Source organism: Bacillus sp. UMB0893 (assembly GCF_002858905.1).
Classification (GTDB): domain Bacteria; phylum Bacillota; class Bacilli; order Bacillales; family Bacillaceae; genus Bacillus_P.
On sequence record NZ_PKLB01000004.1, the window covers coordinates 238,376 to 256,813 of the forward strand.

Consider the following 18,438-nt stretch of genomic DNA (forward strand, 5'->3'; position numbering starts at 1 on the left):
TTGATCCCGCCTGCCCTGCCTTATGATCGAAAACACTGCTCTTATGATCCACCAGAGTGGGCTTATCAGCCAGAAATCAGGATTTACGATCCGAAATCAGCATTTTATGATCCGGCCCGCTACAGAAACCGTCTTTTCACCCGCAAATCAAACTACCGATCCAACCGCACAATCTCAGCATCCGGATGAGAATTATAAAGAATCAAATCCTTCAATATTTCTGCCCCGATCATTGAATAGACTGTCCCATTTCCGCCGAATCCAAGGCAATAATAAACGTTTTCTTTATCGGGATGCTGTCCAATGAACGGCAGCCCATCGTCTGATTCGCCAAAGCTTGCTCCCCAGATGGAATCGACTTCCATCTCGTAACCGGGATAATGCTCTTTAATTTTATCTAAAAGGCGCTGGCCGCGTTCGCGAATGATCTCCTCATTGCTTGGAGCTTCCATTTTTTCTTCATCAAGACCGCCTGCTACAATTCTTCCATCAACAGTTGTACGCATATAGAAGTAGGGACGTTTTGTTTCCCAGATTAAGCTTCTGTCTTCCCAATGCTCAAGAGCTCGCAGAGGAGTCGTAACAATAGCGTACGTTCGGTTAACTTCAGCACCTAGTTTTTTTGCAAAAGGAATGGTTTCATATCCAGTTGAATAGATGACCTTTTTAGCTGCAATTTTCCCATGTGAGGATTGAAAATAAACATACTCATCATCTGTGCCTGTTTCTTCAATCTCCGTATTCTCAAAGATTCGAACACCATTGTGATGAGCATCCTCTATTAGGGTTTGGATAAATTTATAGGGGTTAACCTCTGCATCTCCATCTGTTAAAAGACCAGCAGGCTTTTCAAATCCAAATCTCTTTTTGATTTCATCTCCATCTAAATATTCTACAGGGAAACCATGCTTAGATAGAGCTTTATACTCTTTCTTAAGTTTGGAAACATCGCCTGAAGTGCTGGCATAATACAGGCTTTTTCTTCGGAGGAAATCGACTGGTTTTGATAAGCTTTTAGCTGTCACTTCAAGGTCATCCACTGCCTTTAAGCACATTTTATAAAAGCGGACAGCTTGTTCCTCCCCAAGATTTTTGATGAATGTGTGGAGCATCGTATCATTGGAAAACTGCAGCAATCCAGTATTTGCAGAGGAACTGCCGCTGCCTGCGGTCCTTTTTTCAACAACGATCGTTTTCAAATTGTATTTAGACAGCGTGTGAGCGCACAATGCTCCAGACATGCCCCCTCCAACGATGAGAACATCGCACTCCATTGTATCCGTCAGTTTAGGGTATGTCTGAACGGTATCGACTGTTTTAGGCCAGTAGAGAGAACCATTATGCAGCTTCATACTTTTTCCTCCTTAAGATGATAACCAGTCTATTCCCTCTTTTCTCCATGAAAAAAACCTCTATTATTAAAAAAAAATTTTCCAAGATTTGAAAAGGAATTCAGCGTTTGAAAAGGAAGTTACTATAAGAGTGAAAACATCGGGGAGGGAACCAAATGATTTCTGTAGCAATGATAAGTAAATGGCACGTTCATGCCGTTGATTATGCCAGGGATATACATAATAGCACGCAGTTAAAGATTACATGTGTTTGGGACGAGGACAGAGAACGTGGACAGCAGTGGGCAATTGAACTGGATGTTCCATTTGAGCCAAAGCTTGAGAAGGTGCTTAGCAATCCTGATATCCAGGGTATTGTAGTCGACACACCTACAAATATGCACAAAGAAGTCATCATAAAAGCAGCTCAGAATGGAAAGCACATTTTTACAGAGAAAGTCCTTGCTTTAACAGCAGCAGATTGTAAGGAGATTTTCGAAGCAGTCGAGCAAGCGGGAGTATCCCTTGTTGTATCGATGCCAAGACTTAGCTCAAATTATTACCTTTATGCTGAAAAAGCAGTGAAAGAAGGCTTGATTGGGGAACTAAAAATGGCAAGGTGCCGTGTGGCTCACAACGGATCCGTCCCAACAGCAGAAAATCCGGATGGCTGGCTGCCTGCGCATTTTTACAATGCAGAACAATGCGGCGGGGGTGCACTCATTGACTTAGGCGCACATCCCATCTACCTGCTTAATAGACTGGCAGGGAAACCAGTAGAACTCTCTGCCCATTTTGATCATGTGTATGGAAAAGAAGTTGAAGATCAGGCTTCTGTTTTAGTGTCCTATGAAAATGGTGTAACTGGTGTGATTGAAACATCATTCGTCTCACATGGAAGTCCGTTTTACCTCGAATTGTACGGGACAGAAGGGTGCCTGCTTATTCAGGACGGGAACGTAGAATTAAGAAATTCAGATGGTGTACAGAAGATCGAACAGCTTCCAGATGAACTTCCGATCCCTATCGAACAATGGGCAGACGCCATTCAATCAGGAAAGACGCCATTTATTTCGACTGAAGATGCCTTGCTGTTAACGGCAGTCAACGAGGTGGCGATTCAGTCGAATCGGGAAAAACGAAGAATATCAATCAGCTTATAAAGCATGAAGGGCTCTTGTTTAAGGGTCCTTTTTTCCTGCTTATTATGAATTTTGACATCTATTTGACTTTCAAATCAGAGGAATCTTGCAAACGTCGATCAGGAATATCGTCTATTGATCATTTTACTTGTGGGACTAGGTCTTCTCCTAATAAATTCAAAAATATAAAAAAAACAATTATCCTAAATAGATTAAATATTCATAATCGTTTAAAATAAAGATAGACCAAACTAGCAAATAGCTAGTTTGGCCCCATTTTCTTCCCTTTTTTCTCATAACGCTTGTACAATTGATAGATTTTCTGTTCAGATGCATCTCTTACAGTCATGTAATGTTCTTCAAAAAAATTGGAGAAATAAGTTGTTGTACGTCCGCACTGCAGTCCCATAACATAGGCACCTTCAGTAAATGAATATTCTTTTACGAGCCATTTCGCATCTTCAAGGTGGATGGTGATAACTTCTCCAAAATAAATACTCATGCATTCTTCTAACTCTTTTACAGTTATTTGAAAGTCGCGAAACTTATTTTGCTGAAAAAATGAAAAGTACACTTCTTCAAGCTCGATTAAACTTTTTCGGGAATAGTTTAATGTTAAGCCTAATTCTGCATATATATCTTCTAAGAGAGACAAGTTCTCTTTCCGTTTTTCATAGTAATACACTTTGGCCAATGCTTCATTTTCAGGAGACAGGCAAATTCCTGCCATAATCTGTTTCTGTTTGATGATTATAAGATTCTAGCATTCTGTCACCTCAACTTTTTGTTCCAGAGCAAGTATATCATCCATATTATTCAAAATGAGCCATTTACATTAAAGCTACAGAGGAGGTTGATTTTGGAAAGGGAGTATCTTTGTTAAAAATATCCTTTATTGACCTTGTATAATAATGATATAATGTTAGCGATTACATTTTAAATATTATGAAAGTTTTAATATTTTTAACATAACGGGGGAAATGGATGGAATCATTAAACGTATACTTAAATAATTACTTAATCGTTGTTGTTTTCCTGCTCCTTGGCATTTTGCTTCCTGTTGTCGCTTTAGGTATTGGCCGGATTTTGAGGCCGCATGCACCGAGCGAAGCAAAAGCAACTACTTACGAAAGCGGAATTGATCCCTACCATGATTCACGCGTTCAGTTTAATGTTCGCTACTATATGTTTGGACTCATGTTTGTCATTTTTGATGTAGAAACCGTGTTTTTATATCCGTGGGCAGTCGCATATGAAAAATTAGGCGTTTTTGCCCTCATTGAGATGCTTATTTTTGTCTTCATGCTCGTCATCGGGCTAGTCTACGCATGGAAGAAGAAGGTGCTGAAATGGACTTAAATGTAACGAACATTCCTCAGGACGAAATGGAAGAATTGAAACGCAGCGTTTTTTTAACGACGCTTGAAGAATTGAAAGGCTGGGCCAGAAGCAACTCCCTTTGGCCGCTGACATTCGGTCTTGCCTGCTGTGCAATCGAAATGATGGGTGTCGGGTCATCGCACTATGATTTAGACCGTTTCGGATCCTTTTTCCGGACATCACCACGGCAATCAGATGTCATGATTGTCTCAGGCACAGTGACGAAAAAAATGGCCCCGGTTTTAAAACGGCTCTACGATCAAATGCCTGAACCAAAATGGGTGATAGCCATGGGTTCCTGTGCAACAGCAGGAGGACCATACATCAAATCCTATGCTGTCGTAAAAGGTGTCGATCAAATCGTGCCTGTCGATGTATACATTCCCGGATGTCCTCCAAATCCTGCCGCTCTCATCTATGGAATCAATAAACTGAGAGAGAAAATCCGTTACGAGGCGAAAACAGGGAGTGAAATAATCCATGAGCGATGAGAAAGACATCCAGCAGCTGAAGAAAGAAGCCGCTCAGAAAGCAAAGGAAGCCGCTCTTAAAAAATTGGCTGAAAAGAACGCTGCTAAAGAAAGTTCAGATAGAGAAAACATAGACCTGGCGAAACAAAAGGCAGCAGCAGCTGCAAAGGCAAAAGCGGCTGCATTGGCGAAGCAAAGAGCACAGGAAGCTAAGGTGAATGAGACGATCGATGACGCGAGCCTCGCGAAGCAAAAAGCGGCAGCTGCGGCAAAAGCAAAAGCCGCTGCGCTTGCAAAACAAAAGGCAAAAGAAGCAGACTCCGCGGACAATTCGGATGAGACAGCTCTTGCGAAGCAAAAAGCGGCTGCAGCCGCAAAAGCAAAAGCGGCCGCACTGGCAAAACAGAAAGCAAAAGAAGCAGTCGCACAAAAATCTCAAGATGACGATTCCTTAGCGAAACAAAAAGCAGCCGCAGCTGCAAAAGCAAAAGCGGCTGCATTAGCCAAGCAACAAGCAAACCCAATAGGTGCAAGCGGGGATTCAGCTGATGACCTGGCACTTGCGAAACAGAAAGCAGTCGCAGCAGCCAAGGCAAAAGCAGCAGCACTCGCAAAACAAAAAGCAAAAGCTGAAGGTGCCCCAGACGAGGAGTTAGCAAAGCAAAAAGCAGCCGCTGCCGCAAAGGCAAAAGCCGCTGCAGCAGCGAAAGCAAAAGCTGGACGTGAAAATCTTTCAGATGATGATCTTGCAAAAGAAAAAGCAAAAGCCATTGCAGCCGCAAAAGCAAAAGCCGCAGCAGCAGCAAAAGCGAAGAAACTTACTTCAGAAGAACCACCTCAACAAGAAGAACCTTCACCTAATGAACCCATATTGCAGAAGTACGTTAAAGTTATTGAACAGCAACTCGGCAAAGATGTTTTGGAAGAATCCTATATTAATCGATTATCGAAAGATGTACCGACGCTTGTTGCAAATAGAGATTCCTATTTTAAGATTGCTGAGCTGCTGAAAAACAATGATAAATTAGCATTTGATTATGTATCTGAACTGCACGGAACTGATTTTCAAACTCATATGGAACTTTATGTGTATCTGTTTTCCTATACACATCGCCATACCGTTGTCCTTAAGGTAAAACTGGATCGCGAACAGTCTGAAATTGATTCCCTCGAACCGCTGTGGAAAGGTGCAGACTGGCCTGAACGTGAAGCATTTGATTTACTTGGGATCCGTTTTACGGGTCACCCAAATTTAACCCGGATTATGATGCCGGATGATTGGGTTGGCCATCCGCTTCGTAAAGATTATGAACCATATGATGTGGAGGTGTAGCTTTTGATAAGAACAGAAGAAATGCTCCTGAATGTCGGACCGCAGCATCCGAGCACACATGGCGTGTTCAGGCTGGTGATCAAGATTGACGGAGAAATCATAAAAGAAGCTACACCTGTTATCGGCTATTTACATAGAGGCACCGAAAAGCTTGCAGAAAACCTTCAATACACACAAATTATTCCCTACACAGACCGGATGGATTATCTTTCAGCTATGACGAACAATTATGTCATTTGTCATGCTGTGGAAACGATGACAGGGATTCAGGTTCCTGAGCGGGGCGAATATTTGCGAATTATCGCGATGGAGCTTGGCAGAGTCGCAAGCCATCTTGTTTGGTGGGGCACCTACTTACTCGATATTGGGGCGGTCAGCCCATTTCTGTATGCATTCCGCGAGCGGGAAATGATCATTAACTTGCTGACTGAACTCTCAGGAGCAAGGCTAACTTTCAATTACATGCGGGTTGGCGGCGTGAAGTGGGATGCGCCTGACGGCTGGATTGAAAAAGTAGCAGAATTTATCCCTTATATGAGGGAACAGCTGAAGGGCTACCATGATCTCGTTTCAGGAAACGAAATCTTCCTGAATCGTGTAAAAGGCGTCGGAATTTATACGAAGGAAGAGGCGCTTGCTTATTCCTTAAGCGGCGCAAACCTGCGCTGTACTGGCGTAAAATGGGACCTTCGCAAAGATGAACCCTACTCGATTTACGACCGATTTGATTTTGACGTGCCTGTTCGGACAAAAGGTGACGCATTTGCAAGATATGAATGCCGTATGGAAGAGATCGAGGAATCATTGAAGATTTTAGAGCAGGCTGTAGAGCAATTCCCGGCTGATGGTCCGATTATCGCTAAAGTGCCAAAAATCATCAAAGCACCAAAAGGAGAGGCGTATGTAAGAATTGAATCTCCGCGCGGTGAAATCGGCTGCTATATTGCCAGTGAAGGAAAAAAAGAACCGTACCGATTGAAATTCAGGCGTCCGTCTTTTTATAATCTGCAAATCCTGCCAAAGCTTTTGGAGGGAGAAAACATGGCGAATCTGATCACCATTCTCGGTGCCATTGACATTGTTCTTGGGGAGGTGGACGGATAATGGTGGAAGGCCTGCTTCAATCATCGCCCGGTGTCGGAAACTTTGCGATTTTCTTTGGACTGGCAACGGCCTTTCTGTTCGTGGTCCTCGGCTTTGTCACATATGGCATTTTGGCAGAGCGCAAGGTTATGGGATTTATGCAGGGGCGCATTGGTCCAAACCAGGTAGGCGGCAGATGGGGTTTGCTGCAAACAGTGGCTGATGTTTTAAAGCTTCTTATAAAAGAAGACACGATCCCGAAGCTTGCGGATAAACCGCTGTTTATTTTAGCACCTGTGATTGCTTTCGCGCCCGCATTTATTGTCCTCTCGACAATCCCATTTACGGATGCGTTTCAATTTGCAGATCTCGGTGTCGGCCTGCTGTTCTACATTGCCATATCCGGTTTGACAACGATCGGCATCGTAACGGGAGGCTGGGCATCGAATAATAAATACTCCCTGCTTGGGGGAATGCGTGCGGCGGCTCAAATGATTTCATATGAAATTCCGCTTGTCATGTCGGTCATCGGAGTTGTTTTACTCTCAGGGAGTCTGAATTTGAACACAATTGTAGATGCACAGGAGGATGTCTGGTTTATTTTCCTGCAGCCGATTGGATTTCTTATCTTCCTGATTGCCTCTGTTGCTGAGCTAAACAGGACTCCGTTTGACCTGCCAGAAGCGGAATCAGAGCTTGTCGCCGGCTACCATGTTGAATACTCCGGATTCCGCTGGGCGTTCTTCATGTTATCCGAATACGTTTACTTCTTCGCAATGGCGTCCCTAACTACTGTTTTATTTTTAGGAGGCTGGCATCCGATCGCATTTCTTGATTTCATTCCAGGAGCAATCTGGTTTGGCCTTAAATTCAGCGTCGTCATCTTCACGCTCATTTGGTTCCGCGTCACATTCCCGCGTATCCGCGCTGATCAGCTAATGGAGTTTGGATGGAAGGTGCTTCTTCCGGTCGCACTTGCGAATATTTTTCTAACGGCGATCGTGAAGGAGATTTTCTTTAAATAAGGAATAAATTGGTAAAGTTGAAATAGAATCGTGATTCTTGCAAATAAACCAAAGATTTTTGCAAATAAAAGGAGCATTACTGAAAGTTAAATGTCGGAATTTGAAAGTTAGTTCGATATTGTGAAAAAAGAACAACTTAAAAAACCTGATTACCCAAAATCTGTCGAGGATAATAGCGGTTTTATTAGGTTCCAGCACTTAGTATTAGGGGGCAAATGAAAAAAAGAAAGTAAATGCTCCATTTTGGAAAGTAATTCAAAGGTTTCCGCTAGTAAATGAGGCAATTTGGAAAGTATTCTGACTGAATTGGATAGTAAACGGCAATCTGCATAGATTCACTACACAAAATCAAGGGGGGGAGAGCATGCGAGGCTTAGCAAAAGGTTTAACGTATACCCTGAACAACTTGACGAAGAAAAAAGTGACATATGATTACCCGAATGAGGCATTGCAGCTGCCAGACCGCTTCCGGGGCATTCAGAAGTTTTATCCGGAAAAGTGCATTGTCTGCAATCAGTGTGCGAATATATGCCCGACAGATTGCATTGAGCTGACAGGCAAGAAGCATCCTGATCCAACGAAAAAAGGGAAAATCATTGATACGTATGATATTAATTTTGAAATTTGCATTTTGTGTGATCTTTGCACAGAGGTTTGCCCGACAGAGGCGATCGTGATGACGAATAATTTTGAGCTTGCAGAATACAGCCGCGATCAGCTGTTCAAGAATCTCGAGTGGCTTGATGAAAATGATGAGAATGTCAGGGAGGAGAATAAGGTGTGAGTATAACCGGAGAATATTTAGCCTTTGTCGGACTCGCAATAGTGGCAATCGGAGGCGGAATTCTCATGCTGAACGTGACAAAAGTGGTGCATATGGTGGTCTCGCTTGTGTTCACGTTTGTGAGTATTGCCGGTTTATATGTTCTTCTCTCAGCAGAGTTTGTCGCAGCGGTCCAAATCTTAATCTACTCGGGTGCGATTACCATCATCATGCTCTTTGGCATCATGCTGACACGTCATGAAGACGAGGATCAAGCGCATGCCGGCACAGTAAGAAAACTCCTCACATTTTTTGGAATTGCTGCCTTTGCGATCGTTATGTATCTCGGAATCTATGATTTGCAGCTCGGTGAACCGACGGCTAATCTGCATGTGAAAAATACGGAGCAAATCGGAATTTCCCTTTATTCGCATTTTGTCATTCCATTTGAGCTGACATCTGTTCTTTTACTAGTCGCGTTAGTAGGAGCGATTATACTTGCAAAAAAAGACGAGAATGAGGAGGACAAAAAATGAGCTCGATTCCTTTATCAGCCTACCTTGTTCTTGCGCTTATCCTTTTTTGCATCGGGCTTTACGGGGCTCTTACGAAACGAAATACGGTCATTGTGCTCATTTCCATTGAGCTCATGCTGAATGCCGCCAATATTAATCTTGTAGCCTTCAGTAAGTATGGCATGGTTCCTTCGATTACAGGACAAGTTTTTTCTCTCTTTACGATTACGATTGCAGCAGCTGAAGCGGCAGTAGGGCTTGCCATTCTTTTTGCTTTGTATCGTAACAGGAGATCGGTCAATATTGATGACTATAATTCTATGAAGCATTAAAACCTCTAAACAAGAAGGGGATTGAATTACAATGATGCCATATGCCTGGATGATACCGCTGTTCCCGCTTGTCTCATTCCTTGCGCTGCTGATAGCCGGCAAACGCATAAAGGAGAGCAGTGCTTTAGTAGGAAGCGGGCTTTTGTTCCTTTCTTTTGCGGGCTCGCTCGCCGTATTGTTCGAACGGTTTACACAGCCAACCTATCAAGCTGAAGCAGTATGGCTGACGGTCGGAGAACTTGAGCTGACAGCGGGCTTTGAAATTAATCAATTAAATGCATTAATGCTTGTTGTCGTTTCGCTTGTAAGTTTGGTTGTACATATTTATTCAAAAGGATATATGCATGGAGACGAGCGCTTTCCGGTTTTTTATGCGTACCTGGGTTTATTCACCTTCAGTATGCTGGGTCTAGTGATGACCACAAATCTGCTCCAGCTCTATATTTTTTGGGAATTAGTTGGAGTTGGCTCTTTCTTGCTGATTGGCTTTTATTTTTATAAAGAAGAAGCAAAAGCGGCTGCGAGAAAAGCATTTATTATGACCCGGATCGGTGATGTCGGCCTCTTCATCGGGATGCTCCTCCTCTTTTGGCAGGTCGGAAGCTTTGAATATGACCAGATTTTTGCAAGTGTCGCAGATGGCATGATTCCACTTGATATGATTACGCTCATCAGCCTTCTCCTATTCATAGGCGCGATTGGAAAATCAGGACAGTTTCCGCTTCACTCCTGGCTTCCGGATGCAATGGAAGGGCCAACCCCCGTTTCAGCTCTGATTCATGCTGCGACAATGGTTGCAGCAGGCGTTTATTTGGTAGCCCTTATGTATCCTCTGTTTGCAGCAAGTGAAACGGCATTGCTTGTTGTTGCGACCATCGGAGCATTCACTGCCATTTTTGCTGCAAGCATCGGCCTTGTGCAAAAAGACATTAAACGTGTACTAGCTTACTCAACGGTGAGCCAGCTGGGGTACATGATGCTTGCCCTCGGTTCTGCAGGATATGTGGCAGGAGTCTTTCATTTAATGACACATGCTTTTTTTAAAGCCTTGCTGTTTCTCGCAGCGGGAAGTGTCATCCATGCTGTTCACACACAGAACATTGACGAGATGGGCGGATTGTGGAAAAAACTGAAAGCAACAGGTCCGCTGTTTCTAATCGGAACAGTCGCAATAAGCGGAGTGCCGCTTTTCTCAGGGTTTTTCAGTAAAGATGAAATCTTAATCGCTGCATGGACACATGGAAATTCAGCTCTTTTCTGGCTGGCGGTTGCAGCGGCCTTTTTTACAGCGTTTTACATGTTCCGGCTTTTCTTTCTTGTGTTCACTGGACCAGCAAAATCAGACCTTTCCAAGGTAAAAGAATCACCGGCGACGATGCTGATCCCAATGAGCATTCTTGCGGTACTCGCGATTTTCTCGGGGTACAGCAACACTCCATGGTTTGGCACCTTTCTTGGAGATTGGCTGACAGACGGTTCACCGCAGCTTGGCCATGGTCATATTGAAGGGCCGGCATGGATTATGTTCGTTGCCACTGGCGTATCCCTGCTTGGCATCGTCCTCGCTTACTTTATGTACAGCAAGCGCTCCATTTCGTCCGAAAAAGCAAGACAGCGCGCGCCGATGATTTACTTAGTCCTAAAAAATAAGTATTACATCGATGAACTATATGGAATCACCGTTATTTGGCTGACTAAAACCATTAGTTTCTTCTGCAAATACCTTGAAAAGTTCTTAGTTGAAGGAGCTGTGAAGGGGATAGCGGGGATTGTCAAAACAGCTGGAGGATTTGGTGCGAGGATGCAGAATGGACAGGTGCAAATGTACGGAACAGTGGCTTTCATCGGACTCGCCCTTATCCTTGTCCTATTTGCCTTCACAGGGGGAAATCTATAATGACATCCATTCTTCTAACAGCTCTCGTATTCTCTCCAGTCATCGGAATCATTGTCCTGGCTTTTATGAATAACGATCAGGAAAAATCACTCAAACTTGTCGGCTTTTTAGCTACATTGCCTGCCGTTCTTTTATCAGGCATTATTTTTGCACAATATCAGCTTGGAAATGATCTGGCACGATTTACTGAAAAACATGAATGGATTTCATTTGGGCAATATCATGAGATGCAGCCTGGTGTGTTTACAGTTGATTATGAGCTTGGACTTGATGGCTTTTCGCTGATTATGGTGCTGCTGACATCTATTCTTGCAGCTTTATCTGCAGCAGCATCCGTTTCAATCAAAAAGAACTGGAAAAGTTATTTTATGCTGTTTTTGCTTCTCGAAATCGGCATGCTTGGCGTATTCATGGCCCAAAATCTGATACTCTTTTTCATCTTTTTTGAGATTACGTTGATTCCAATGTTTTTCTTAATTGGAAAATGGGGCTACATGGCCCGTGAAAAAGCTGCGTATCAATTTTTGCTTTATAACGGATTTGGCTCGGCTATTCTCCTTCTCGTCATTATCCTGCTTTTTTCAAAAACAGGGACGACGAATATTGTGCTTCTGAGTCAATTATTAAATACACCGGACGTTCAGCTGATCGGTCCGATTTCAGAAGACTTTAAGCTGGGACTGCTAATTGCCTTAATCGCTGCCTTTGGGGTAAAGCTCCCGATTTTCCCAATGCACACTTGGATGCTGCGCGTACATGTGCAGGCACCGCCGCCTATAGTCATGCTGCATTCAGGCATTCTTTTGAAAATTGGTGCCTTCGGTTTAATCAAATTTGGACTTGGCTTATTCCCGAACGAGTTTACACAGCTAAGTACGATTTTAATCGTTCTCGGTCTCGTGAATTTACTGTACGGCGCGTTTTTAGCCCTCATCCAAACTGAATTTAAGATGGTGCTGGCGTACTCCAGTATTTCTCATATGGGCATTGTGCTTATTGGGCTTGGAGCTTTAAATGAAGCGGGGATACAGGGAGCGATTTTTCAGGTCGTATCCCACGGGTTGATTTCAGCACTGCTGTTTTTCTTAGTGGGAGTGATAACGGAAAGAACAGAAACAACGCAGCTCGACAAGCTTTCAGGCTTGGCTAAGGCAATGCCGCTTACAGCAGGATTTTTGCTGGCTGGAGCCATGGCTTCGCTTGGATTACCGGGAATGTCAGGATTTATTAGTGAATTGACCGCGTTCATGGGGGTTTTTGGTGAGCATCCTGAGCTTGGAACGATTGGAGCGATTGGGATTATCCTGACCGCTGCCTATCTTCTAAGGGCAGTCCTCGCGATTACATTTGGAGCTGAAAAAAAGGAAGAACACGCGCTATATGATATGAGGTGGTATGAGATTGTCCCAGTAACTGTCATGCTGTTTTTTATCGTATTAATCGGTGTTTATCCAAATGGACTTTCCGTTCCGTTGCAGCTTACGATCGAAACCATCATGAAAGGGATTGGGGGGTGATGAACGATGGATATGGAGACCTTGCTTAGCTTTAAATGGAATGTCATGATGCCGGAGTTCATCATTCTCGGAACGGCACTGCTGCTTTCAATCATAGATCTTTTCATAAAAGAGGACAAGAGCCGAAAATGGCTAGGGTGGATCGGACTGGCGGGAATTGCAGGCGCTATTCTGAGTCTTGCTTTGATGATTGGAACAGAAGACACCGTCATTCTTTATGACACTTTTGTACTGGATGCTTTTGCAAAAGCATTTAAGTTTATTTTATTGCTCGGCGCTGCGATCATTTTTTTACTTGCAATTGATTATGAACCGCGCGAAGGATTAAAAGAACGGGGAGAATTTTATTATTTGCTCACAGCAGCTCTTTTAGGTGCCATGATGATGGCTTCAAGCCGTGATTTAATTACACTGTTTGCCGGTCTTGAATTGCTGTCCATTTCTTCATATATTTTAGCTGGCTTGCGCAGAAAAAATCTCAAATCAAACGAAGCCGCACTTAAATATGTCATCAACGGCGGCATTTCAACAGCGATTACTCTTTTCGGAATGAGCTATATATACGGTTTGACAGGAACAACTAGCCTCACGGAAATGATTCCGCAGCTGAATTCATTGACTGAGTCTGGATATACCTTCATTGCAGGCGTTTCCTTCCTGCTTATCTTTGTTGGATTATCCTTCAAAATAGCAACCGTTCCTTTTCACATGTGGGCACCGGATGTATACGAAGGAGCTCCAACACCAATAACAGCCTTTTTAAGTGTCGTTTCAAAAACGGCAGGATTTATTATCATTTTAAGAATATCTTTATCGGTTTTCGGAGCGATTCCATCTGAAGACGGCATGCAGTCCATGTTAATGGTATTCCAAGGGTTTATTGCGATTCTCGCGGCAATCACAATGATTGTCGGTAACACCATCGCACTGAAACAAAAAAACGTAAAGCGCATGCTTGCATATTCCTCCATTGCACATGCAGGATACGTGCTGGTCGGCTTCGTCTCCTTTGGAGGCTACTTTTACTTTGATGCCATATGGTTTTACTTGCTGTCCTATGTGATAATGAATCTCGGCGCTTTCGCAATTTTACAGGCTGTCTCCAAAACAGCAGGCACAGAAGATCTATCAGCATTTGCAGGTCTTTATCACAGATCACCGCTTGCTGGCATTGCAGTCACAATTTTTTTACTATCACTTGCTGGACTTCCAGGAACCGCGGGTTTTATCGGAAAAATAACCATTTTCATGAATGCATTTACGAACAGCACACCTCAGATTGTGCTTGCTTCCATCATGATCGCAACAACCGTAGTCTCTTACTTTTATTACTTCGGCATCCTCACACAAGTGTTTTTCAGAAAGAAAGAAACCGAGGAGCCATTTAAATGGAGCGCACCCCTTCTGATCGTTACAGTTATTTGTATGATTGCGACGATTTTGTTTGGAATTTTCCCGACAGTGGCGTTTGATTTTTTTAAGTTGAATATTTCTTAGAAACATATGGAAAAAATGTGCAATTTCACTTAATATTAAGGGAGATTGTACATTTTTTTTGGGGGAGTATGCTATAATTTGTAAAACAACTTATAGTGACATTAGACATGACTAAAATACTATTTCATACAAATGAGAATGCCATATACTGTTCCAGGGATTTATGAACTGAGAATAGAGTTCAATCAATCTTCAGTCAGAATGTTTTATTTTCCTGTTAAAGATTCTTTAAATGCACAATTTTATGTTTTTACTGAGGCGTATGAATTTACTGCAGAACAGATGCAAAAAGGATTAAAAAACAAAATAACGGAACAAGCTAGACAAAGAGCATACAATATAGCAATTAAGTATAAAGTGAATCCAGACTCCTATATCCGTAAATCAGGAGGTTATAAATAATGACTAAAAGTTTTAATGATATTTTATCTAATGCTAAGTTAAATCCTCATATAAATGAGCTTTTAACTAGTGAGAAAGCTTCCAAGGGGATGGAAATATTCAAGAAAAGAGTGAATATGAGACTAACCCAAAAAGATCTTGCCCTTGAATCAGGGGTGGAATCGAGGGTAATATCTAAGGTTGAAGCTGGTTTTGACGAAGTTCCTCTTAAAATTATCAGTGAGATTGAAAATGCACTTGAAAGAGTAGAAAAAAGAAACCATGCAACGATCGACTAAAAGTCAATTTATATTTCATAAATCTGACAAGAATCTTTACAAAAATAACATCATTCCTTGTGCAAAATTTTATATAATAGAAGAGGTGTAAAAGCCTCTTTTTTTTATGTTTTTGTTAAAAGTGCTATGATTACGTTTAGAATAGCTGACTATAGGAGTTGAACCTATGCTTGAATTTAATCAGCAAGCATTGCTTGGCCTTTTGTCCCATCTCGTTTTCATTCCAATCACATGGTGGGCGCTGCAGGCCTTACATATTGAGAAAGCCATGAAAAAAGGGAAAGTGATGCAAGCGCGTGCACTGCTTATCCTGCTGACCATTGCCATCTCAGGCGCTGTAAGCAATTTTTTTCTCGATTATTTAATATGGTCCCGTCAGCTGCCTTTTTTATTTTAACAAGATTTTAGCAAAACAAGAGGCATCCGCTTTTGTTACGTTTAACTAATTAACAACAGGGGAATATGACCTACAGATTACAGCAAAACAGCTTAAGGATTGTCTAACAATGACGACTTTTTCCACGTATACCAGCCTCTCAAACGGTAACAATGTTACTAAGGAGAGGAAGTGGCGGCGATGAAAAAAACAAGTCTGGCAATTATTATCTTTTTATTCTTTCTTACAGGTTCGGTTGTTGCACAAGCTATTGGATTTGAAAAAGATGAAGCTGAAATTAAAACAATTGTAGAAGGCATGGAAGCACAGGAAATTGATGTTAAGAAATGGTCCTTATACTCTAAAGAAATGATTTCAAATAATGATCGTTCTTTTGAGGAAATAACGAAACTTTTACAAACTCAATTTCGTCATTATAAGTGGTCCGATGAACGTGCAGACGGCAAGCTACATAAAGCAACGGGAATCTTTTTTAACAAAAAGATCAAAGCTGTTGAAAAGCTTCAGATTCTTTCAACCGACACAAACGGTCAAAAACAATCGTATATCTTGTATGAGCTCAGTGGGGAAGGTTCAGGAAAAAATTGGACGAAAATTTATGAGTATGCGCAAGCTCAGAGTTTCGACATTTTCCATGAAAATCCTACAATTTTCACTTGTGTAAATGGACAGCTTGATGATAAGATGAGTAGTGTTTTGCATTTGAAGGTAAATGATTTGCTTAAACAATTTAACGCGGTGCCAGTTGAACAGCTTAAAGAAAAACAATTTGTATCGGTATCCGCACGAACGTCAGATTGGAATCACGAAATTCCAACAGATAAAGGCAGCATGAATATTCAAATTGCGCTCAGAGGCGCAGGATTGGGCGATAATACTAGCGTTACAGTAGGAACACCAATCATTACGTCTGAATATTAATATATAGAAATTGGGACGCGGAGGGGAAGACCTTGGAAAAAATCATCGTCCGCGGCGGTCGTAAGTTAAACGGTACAGTTAAAGTAGAAGGTGCTAAAAATGCCGTTTTACCAGTAATCGCTGCATCTTTATTAGCCAGTGAACAAAAAAGCATAATTTGTGATGTACCTACGCTCTCCGATGTGTATACAATCAATGAAGTGCTGCGCCATATAGGGGCAGAAGTCCACTTTGAAAATAACCAAGTGTTTGTAGATGCATCTAAAGAGCTAAATATGGAAGCTCCTTTCGAATATGTACGCAAAATGCGTGCTTCTGTTTTAGTTATGGGTCCATTACTAGCCAGAAATGGCCGTGCACGCGTGGCATTGCCAGGCGGATGTGCGATAGGATCACGTCCAATTGATCAACATTTAAAAGGCTTTGAAGCAATGGGAGCTTCAATTAAAGTTGGGAACGGATTTATCGACGCTGAAGTAAAAGGAAGACTTCGCGGTGCTAAAATCTATTTAGATTTCCCAAGCGTTGGAGCAACAGAAAACATCATTATGGCTGCGGCTCTTGCAGAGGGGACAACAGTCCTTGAGAACGTAGCAAAAGAACCGGAAATCGTTGACCTTGCCAATTACATTAATGCAATGGGCGGCAAAGTGCGCGGTGCCGGAACAGGTACAATTCGCATTGAAGGCGTAGAAACACTTAAAGGTGTTAAACATCACATCATTCCTGACCGCATCGAAGCTGGAACATTTATGGTTGCAGCTGCAATTACAGGCGGAAATGTATTGGTTCGCGGCGCTGTGCCCGAACACTTAACATCTCTGATCGCAAAAATGGAAGAAATGGGCGTACAGATTCTTGAAGAAGAAGATGGAGTTCGTGTCATTGGACCAGAAAAACTAAAATCCATTGACATTAAAACAATGCCGCATCCTGGCTTCCCAACTGACATGCAATCACAAATGATGGCATTGCTTTTGAAAGCCGAAGGAACTTCTATGATCACGGAAACTGTTTTCGAAAACCGTTTCATGCACGTGGAAGAATTCCGCCGCATGAATGGGGATATCAAAATTGAGGGCCGTTCTGTTATCATTAATGGTCCAGTTAATATGCAAGGTGCTGAAGTTGCAGCAACAGACTTACGTGCTGGTGCAGCGCTTGTTCTTGCAGGATTAGTTGCTGAAGGCTACACTCGTGTAACAGAGCTTAAGCATGTTGACCGCGGATATGTTAACTTCCACGGCAAACTTGCAGCAATTGGTGCCGATATCGAACGCATCTCAGAAGGAAGCACTGTGAAAACCGAGCAGGCTGTAAGCGACATGAACGCTTAATCATACGTACATTCTAAGAAGTTGGAGTCTCCGGATTCCAGCTTCTTTTTTATTTTTTGAAAAATACTTTATTAGTGTTGGTATTTTGCTTATCATTTATACATTGCAGTTCATGATTTTTTTGCATAATTTAGAGTGATCACGGATAGTTAAGTATGGGCTTTTACAATTCGAAAGGCTCCTTTCGTAAAATTTGTTGCTATTAGAAAAAATGTAATGGATTGTAGCGGAAAGCAAGTGTCTGCAGCCGAAATCCACGGGTGGAATCTACAGCCTAAAACAACTTTAAAAAAGCTTTTGCATAAAATAATCAGCAATGGACGACGATGAATGCGAAGGAGGGTTTTATGAAATTTATTACAGCTTTATTTTTAATTGTCGCATTTTCATTGTTCACATTTACGAGTGATTTGCTGTCGCTGCTGACAGGAGATTATATTGGACTGACATTTCGGCCAAATCCTGATTTTTCAGATTTGCTTTTATACAATGATATAAACTTGGATAGCAAGTTTTACGTCGTGACAAAAATAGGCCATGCTTTTTACTTTTTTATTTTTACAATCATAATGACTTTTATGTACAGAATGCGAACAGCCATTTGGTGGGGAGCGGCTCTCACCGTTTCTTCAGAAATCCTTCAGCTGTATTTTATGCGGAGCGGCAGAATTGTTGATATGATGTATGATTTTTCAGGAGTAATCGCAGGAATTATTTTTTTAAGTGTCATTTCAGGTCCTTCAAAGCAGAAGCAATTTGTCGAAGGAAATCGGCGGAAAATGTAGAAATATACAAAGAGAGGTTATGAAGCAATCTTC

General features: G+C 42.1%; 20 protein-coding genes. 18 read left to right on the forward strand and 2 right to left on the reverse strand.

What is annotated here, in order from left to right; genetic code table 11:
- Positions 1-152: 152 nt before the first annotated feature.
- Positions 153-1,352 carry an NAD(P)/FAD-dependent oxidoreductase gene (locus tag CYJ36_RS11210; RefSeq protein WP_101567354.1) on the reverse strand — a complete coding sequence of 400 codons (1,200 nt, stop codon included), beginning with the start codon at positions 1,350-1,352 and terminating at the stop codon, positions 153-155.
- A 155-nt stretch (positions 1,353-1,507) separates the two neighbouring features.
- Between CYJ36_RS11210 and CYJ36_RS11215 the strand changes: the two genes are divergently transcribed.
- Positions 1,508-2,494, forward strand: coding sequence for a Gfo/Idh/MocA family protein (locus CYJ36_RS11215; protein ID WP_101567355.1), 987 nt, complete (start codon positions 1,508-1,510; stop codon positions 2,492-2,494).
- A 241-nt stretch (positions 2,495-2,735) separates the two neighbouring features.
- Here CYJ36_RS11215 and CYJ36_RS11220 read toward each other — a convergent pair whose 3' ends face one another.
- Positions 2,736-3,203, reverse strand: a complete 468-nt coding sequence (locus tag CYJ36_RS11220; RefSeq protein ID WP_101567356.1) for a hypothetical protein — start codon at positions 3,201-3,203, stop codon at positions 2,736-2,738.
- Between the two features lie 254 nt (positions 3,204-3,457).
- On the opposite strand from CYJ36_RS11220, the gene CYJ36_RS11225 reads away from it, so the two are divergent.
- From CYJ36_RS11225 to CYJ36_RS11305, 17 genes are all read left to right on the forward strand, one after another.
- On the forward strand, positions 3,458-3,832 hold the full coding sequence (locus CYJ36_RS11225; RefSeq protein ID WP_101567357.1) for an NADH-quinone oxidoreductase subunit A: 375 nt from the start codon (positions 3,458-3,460) through the stop codon (positions 3,830-3,832).
- Complete coding sequence (locus CYJ36_RS11230) at positions 3,823-4,344, forward strand: NuoB/complex I 20 kDa subunit family protein (protein WP_142382703.1); 522 nt, start codon at positions 3,823-3,825, stop codon at positions 4,342-4,344. Before CYJ36_RS11225 ends, CYJ36_RS11230 begins: the two co-directional genes overlap by 10 nt.
- Positions 4,334-5,656, forward strand: a complete 1,323-nt coding sequence (locus CYJ36_RS11235) for an NADH-quinone oxidoreductase subunit C (protein ID WP_101567359.1) — start codon at positions 4,334-4,336, stop codon at positions 5,654-5,656. Before CYJ36_RS11230 ends, CYJ36_RS11235 begins: the two co-directional genes overlap by 11 nt.
- Positions 5,657-5,659: 3 nt before the next feature.
- A complete protein-coding gene (locus CYJ36_RS11240; RefSeq protein WP_101567360.1) occupies positions 5,660-6,760 on the forward strand; it encodes an NADH-quinone oxidoreductase subunit D in 1,101 nt (366 codons plus the stop codon).
- Positions 6,760-7,764, forward strand: coding sequence for an NADH-quinone oxidoreductase subunit NuoH (gene nuoH, locus CYJ36_RS11245; RefSeq protein ID WP_101567361.1), 1,005 nt, complete (start codon positions 6,760-6,762; stop codon positions 7,762-7,764). Before CYJ36_RS11240 ends, nuoH begins: the two co-directional genes overlap by 1 nt.
- A gap of 364 nt (positions 7,765-8,128) precedes the next feature.
- A complete protein-coding gene (nuoI, locus tag CYJ36_RS11250) occupies positions 8,129-8,548 on the forward strand; it encodes an NADH-quinone oxidoreductase subunit NuoI (protein ID WP_101567362.1) in 420 nt (139 codons plus the stop codon).
- A complete protein-coding gene (locus tag CYJ36_RS11255) occupies positions 8,545-9,063 on the forward strand; it encodes an NADH-quinone oxidoreductase subunit J (protein WP_101567363.1) in 519 nt (172 codons plus the stop codon). Before nuoI ends, CYJ36_RS11255 begins: the two co-directional genes overlap by 4 nt.
- On the forward strand, positions 9,060-9,374 hold the full coding sequence (nuoK, locus tag CYJ36_RS11260; protein ID WP_101567364.1) for an NADH-quinone oxidoreductase subunit NuoK: 315 nt from the start codon (positions 9,060-9,062) through the stop codon (positions 9,372-9,374). Before CYJ36_RS11255 ends, nuoK begins: the two co-directional genes overlap by 4 nt.
- Positions 9,375-9,405: 31 nt before the next feature.
- Positions 9,406-11,271, forward strand: coding sequence for an NADH-quinone oxidoreductase subunit L (gene nuoL / locus CYJ36_RS11265; RefSeq protein WP_101567365.1), 1,866 nt, complete (start codon positions 9,406-9,408; stop codon positions 11,269-11,271).
- On the forward strand, positions 11,271-12,788 hold the full coding sequence (locus tag CYJ36_RS11270; protein ID WP_101567366.1) for an NADH-quinone oxidoreductase subunit M: 1,518 nt from the start codon (positions 11,271-11,273) through the stop codon (positions 12,786-12,788). Before nuoL ends, CYJ36_RS11270 begins: the two co-directional genes overlap by 1 nt.
- Before the next feature lie 6 nt (positions 12,789-12,794).
- Positions 12,795-14,285, forward strand: a complete 1,491-nt coding sequence (gene nuoN, locus CYJ36_RS11275; RefSeq protein ID WP_101567367.1) for an NADH-quinone oxidoreductase subunit NuoN — start codon at positions 12,795-12,797, stop codon at positions 14,283-14,285.
- A gap of 132 nt (positions 14,286-14,417) precedes the next feature.
- The gene (locus tag CYJ36_RS11280; RefSeq protein ID WP_219621087.1) at positions 14,418-14,687 is read left to right on the forward strand and encodes a hypothetical protein; all 270 of its coding nucleotides are present in this window, start codon (positions 14,418-14,420) and stop codon (positions 14,685-14,687) included.
- On the forward strand, positions 14,687-14,965 hold the full coding sequence (locus tag CYJ36_RS11285; RefSeq protein ID WP_101567369.1) for a helix-turn-helix domain-containing protein: 279 nt from the start codon (positions 14,687-14,689) through the stop codon (positions 14,963-14,965). Before CYJ36_RS11280 ends, CYJ36_RS11285 begins: the two co-directional genes overlap by 1 nt.
- A gap of 166 nt (positions 14,966-15,131) precedes the next feature.
- Positions 15,132-15,362 carry a DUF1146 family protein gene (locus CYJ36_RS11290; protein ID WP_101567370.1) on the forward strand — a complete coding sequence of 77 codons (231 nt, stop codon included), beginning with the start codon at positions 15,132-15,134 and terminating at the stop codon, positions 15,360-15,362.
- A gap of 180 nt (positions 15,363-15,542) precedes the next feature.
- Entirely contained in the window at positions 15,543-16,283 is a 741-nt protein-coding gene (locus CYJ36_RS11295) for a YwmB family TATA-box binding protein (RefSeq protein ID WP_101567371.1), read from the forward strand.
- Between the two features lie 32 nt (positions 16,284-16,315).
- Positions 16,316-17,620, forward strand: a complete 1,305-nt coding sequence (gene murA / locus CYJ36_RS11300) for a UDP-N-acetylglucosamine 1-carboxyvinyltransferase (protein WP_101567372.1) — start codon at positions 16,316-16,318, stop codon at positions 17,618-17,620.
- Between the two features lie 347 nt (positions 17,621-17,967).
- Positions 17,968-18,405, forward strand: coding sequence for a VanZ family protein (locus CYJ36_RS11305; RefSeq protein WP_101567373.1), 438 nt, complete (start codon positions 17,968-17,970; stop codon positions 18,403-18,405).
- Positions 18,406-18,438 lie beyond the last annotated feature (33 nt).